Source organism: Burkholderia sp. Cy-637 (assembly GCF_011753175.1).
In the GTDB taxonomy this organism is placed as follows: Bacteria; Pseudomonadota; Gammaproteobacteria; order Burkholderiales; family Burkholderiaceae; genus Burkholderia; species Burkholderia gladioli.
The window spans coordinates 1-3,519 of sequence record NZ_VWWC01000313.1; the positions used below are offsets into that span (position 1 = coordinate 1).

The window sequence follows — 3,519 nt, forward strand, 5'->3', positions numbered from 1 at the left end:
CTGGCGTGGCCGGCGTAACCGCGCTGCCGGCTGGCTCGGCCAGGCTCGCTTCCTTATGGACGTCCTTGTGCGCTTCCTTGTACGACTCGGCATGCGCGACGGCCGGGGCCGAAGCCGCGGCAGCCCGCGGCGCCGGCAGCGCGGCCGGCTTGCGCAGCACCGGTTCGGCGGCAGCCTGCGCGAGCGCGGCCGCGCCGCCCTCGACGCGCCAGCCGCCCACCACCGCCTTCAGTTGCCGGGTCTGGTCTTCCAGCGAAGCCGCCGCTGCCGCGGCCTGCTCGACCAGGGCGGCGTTCTGCTGGGTGACCGCGTCCATCTGGCCGACCGCGCGATTGATCTGCTCGATGCCGGTCGACTGCTCGTGCGAGGCGGCGCTGATCTCGCCGATGATGTCGGTCACGCGGCGCACCGCCTGCACGATCTCGGCCATCGTCGCGCCGGCCCGCTCGACCAGCTCCGAGCCGCTGCGCACGTTGTCGGCCGAATCGCCGATCAGCTGCTTGATCTCCTTGGCCGCCGTGGCGCTGCGCTGCGCCAGCGAGCGCACCTCGCCCGCCACCACCGCGAAGCCGCGGCCCTGCTCGCCCGCGCGAGCGGCTTCCACCGCCGCGTTGAGCGCCAGGATGTTGGTCTGGAACGCGATGCCCTCGATGGTGCCGATGATGTCGACCACCTTGTTCGAGCTGACCGAGATCGCCTGCATGGTGGTGACCACCTCGCTGACCACGTCGCCGCCGCGCGTGGCGATGTCGGAGGCGTTGACGGCCAGCTGGCTGGCCTGGCGCGCGTTCTCGGCGTTCTGGCGCACCGTGCCGGTGAGCTGCTCCATGCTGGAAGCGGTTTCCTGCAGCGAGGCGGCCTGCTGCTCGGTGCGCTGCGAGAGGTCGACGTTGCCGCTGGCGATCTCGTGCGCGCCGACGTCGATCGACTCGGCGCCGCGATGCACGGACTTCACCATCTCGGTCATGGCCTTCTGCATGCGGCCGATGCCGGTAAACAGGCGCCCGATCTCGTTGCGGTTGCCGAACTCGCGCACCGGCTCGGACAGGTCGCCCGCGGCGATCCGCTCGAACTGGCCGATGGCGCGCTCCAGCGGGCCGACGATCAGGCCGCGCAGCGCCAGGCGCACCACCACGATCATCACCACCGACAAACCGATGCCGATCGCGATGCAGGTGATCATCAGCGAGATCTGCGACTGGGTGTGCTCGCGGTGGCTGGCCACGCGTTTCTCGAGCGCGGCCGTCAGGTTGGCCACCGCGCCGTCGTAGGCCACGAACATCGGGCTGATCTGCGCATCGGCGATCGCGTGGTAGCCGGCGATGTCGCCGCCCTTGATCGCCGCGAACTCGGCGTCGACCGCGGTCTTCAGCGCGTCGTGGCGGGTGTTCGCCTCGTCGAGCTGGGCGCTGTCGATGCCGAGCTTCCTGGCCGCCTGGAACGCCTGCCAGTTCTGCGACGACTGCTCGTAGAGCGCCTGCGCGCGGTTCAGCGCGCTCTGCGTCTCCTCGACGTTGCCGGACTCGGTCAGCGCGCGCACGCGATCGAGCGCCACGCGCGTGCGCAGCAGGTAGGACGAGGTGTCGCTCAGCGAGCGGATCGCCGGCAGGTCGCCGCCGACGATCTCGTTGAACGCCGCGCCGGTCTGGTTCAGCGCCACCAGGCCGAGCCCGCCGACCACGGCGGTGAGAACCACGAACGACAATCCCACGGCGGTCAGCGTCGTGCGAATCGACCAGTTGTGCAGCATCATCAGTCTCCCCCGAGAGATTGCGCGGCGGCGCTTACACGCCGAATTCGTCGATGAGGGCCATCTCGCGGCTCGTCATCAGCTTTTCGATGTCCATCAGGATCAGCATCCGGCCGTCCACGCTGCCGAGCCCGGTCAGGTACTCGGTGGTCAGCGTCGCGCCGAACTCCGGCGCCGGCATGATCTGCTCGGAGGTCAGCGTCAGCACGTCGGAGACGCCGTCCACCACCATCCCGACCACGCGATGCGCGACGTTGAGGATGATCACCACGGTCTGGTGGTCGTACTCGATGCGCCCCAGGTGGAACTTGATGCGCATGTCGACGATCGGCACGATGATGCCGCGCAGGTTGATCACGCCCTTGATGAACTCGGGCGCGTTGGCGATGCGCGTGACGCTGTCGTAGCCGCGGATCTCCTGCACCTTCAGGATGTCGATGCCGTATTCCTCGTCGCCGAGCGTGAAGACCAGGAACTCCTGGCCGGCCGCGTCGCCCTGCGCGACGCCGCGACGGTTGGCGCCCGCGCCCGCGGCCGCCTGATGGATCGAATGGACTTCGGACACGTTGTCCTCCCAATGCGGCATGGCCGCGTAGCGGTTAGAAAGTCGCGAGCGCGCCCGCGCCGTGGGCGGAGCGGGCATCGCGATTCAGGGCGGCGACATCGACGATCAGCGCGACGCTGCCGTCGCCGAGTATCGTTGCGGCCGAAATGCCGTGTACCTTGCGGTAGTTCGTTTCGAGGTTCTTCACCACCACCTGCTGCTGGCCGACCAGCTCGTCGATCAGCATCGCGAAGCGGCGCCCCTCGGTCTCCATGATGGTGACGATGCCCTGGGTCGGGTCGGTGCGCGCGTCCTCCACCGAGAACACCTCGTGCAGCGCCACCAGCGGCAGGTACTCGCCGCGCACGCGCACCACGCGCTCGCCGTTGCCGACCGTGTAGATGTCGGCGGCGGCCGGCTGCAGCGACTCCATCACGAAGTTCAGCGGCAGGATGAAGATCTCGTTGCCGACCTTGACCGACATGCCGTCGAGGATCGCCAGCGTGAGCGGCAGCACGATGCGGGTGGTGGTGCCGCGCCCGGCCAGCGAGCTGATCTCGACATGGCCGCCCATCGCCTGGATGTTGCGCTTGACCACGTCCATGCCGACGCCGCGGCCGGACACGTCGGTGATGGTCTCGGCGGTCGAGAAGCCCGGCGCGAAGATCAGGTTCCAGACCTCGTCGTCGCTGATCGTGTCCGACACCGGGATGCCCTGCTGGGCCGCCTTGGCGAGGATCCGCTCGCGGTTCAGGCCGGCGCCGTCGTCGCTGACCTCGATCACGATGTTGCCGCCGTGGTGGGCGGCCGACAGCACCAGCTGGCCGACCGCGTCCTTGCCGGCGGCGCGGCGCTTCTCGACGGTCTCGATGCCGTGGTCGAGGCTGTTGCGCACCAGGTGGGTGAGCGGATCGATGATGCGCTCGATCAGGCTCTTGTCGAGCTCGGTGGCCTGGCCGAAGGTGACCAGCTCCACTTCCTTGCCGAGCTTGGCGGCCAGGTCGCGCACCAGGCGCGGGAAGCGGCTGAACACGTAGTCCATCGGCATCATGCGGATCGACATCACCGCTTCCTGCAGGTCGCGCGCATTGCGCTCGAGCTGGGCCATGCCGTTGTAGAGGCGGTCGTGCAGGGCCGGGTCGAAGGCGCTGGTGGTCTCGGCCAGCATCGCCTGGGTGATCACCAGCTCGCCGAGCAGGTTGATCAGTTGGCCGACCTTCTTCCC

General features: G+C 68.9%; 3 protein-coding genes. All 3 read right to left on the reverse strand.

The window, feature by feature from the left end; genetic code table 11:
- On the reverse strand, positions 1-1,750 hold a 1,750-nt coding region (locus F3J10_RS34870), incomplete at its 3' end, for a methyl-accepting chemotaxis protein (protein WP_240155801.1).
- A 34-nt stretch (positions 1,751-1,784) separates the two neighbouring features.
- Complete coding sequence (gene cheW / locus F3J10_RS34875; RefSeq protein ID WP_025099992.1) at positions 1,785-2,315, reverse strand: chemotaxis protein CheW; 531 nt, start codon at positions 2,313-2,315, stop codon at positions 1,785-1,787.
- A gap of 34 nt (positions 2,316-2,349) precedes the next feature.
- On the reverse strand, positions 2,350-3,519 hold a 1,170-nt coding region (locus tag F3J10_RS34880; RefSeq protein ID WP_205200592.1), incomplete at its 5' end, for a chemotaxis protein CheW.